At 42.8% G+C, this 832-nt stretch carries 1 protein-coding gene; it reads right to left on the reverse strand.

Going from position 1 to position 832, the window contains the following annotated elements; all coding sequences use genetic code 11:
* Positions 1–832 (reverse strand): NAD(P)/FAD-dependent oxidoreductase (locus tag R7Q46_RS26080; RefSeq protein ID WP_318078070.1); only part of this gene is annotated, 832 nt, incomplete at both ends.

Below are 832 nucleotides of genomic sequence, written 5' to 3' on the forward strand. Positions count from 1 at the left end.
CCATATTCGACAAAATGTCGTTTTCACATGACGAGGCATCACTGAGCATCGCTAAAGCCTGGTCGCTATGGCAAGCAAAAATGACTTCATCAAACCACTCACACTGCCCATTTGCATAAATCGCTACACCTTGTTCACTGCGAACAACTTTTTCAACCGGACTATTCAGTCGAATCTTATCTGCAAACCCTTGTGTTAAAGGTGGAATATAAGCACGTGAACCACCCTTGATAACATACCATTGCGGACGATTCGTCACGTCTAACAAACCGTGATTGAGGAAAAAGCGTAAGAAGAACATCAATGGAAATGCACGCATGTCAGCGAGGGAAGATGACCAAATCGCCGCGCCCATTGGCAGAATATAGTTGTCAGAAAAGAAATCACTAAACTGGTGCTCATCCAAAAATGCACCCAGCGTTTGAGAACTCGATATTTGCTCAGTAGCAGACGCTTTTGCTAGTTTATTGAAGCGTAAAATCTCAAGAATAAAGCGATAGAATTTTGGATTAAGCCAATTTCGCTTTTGTGCGAACAATGTTGTTAATGTGTGGCCATTATATTCCAAACCGTTGCCATCATTTCTCACGCTGAAACTCATTTGCGTCGGAATACCTTCCACGCCAATTTCGTTCATCATTTTGATAAAGTTTGGATACGTACGGTCGTTGTATACAATGAACCCTGTATCAATCGCATAATCCTCATTCCCGACACGTACATCAACCGTCGCCGTATGACCACCAATATAATCGTTGGCTTCGAACAAAGTGATATCGTGTTGTTGGTGCAGATAGTACCCACATGTCAGTCCAGAAATTCCAGTGCCTAC

This window comes from Vibrio sp. 811, assembly GCF_033339195.1.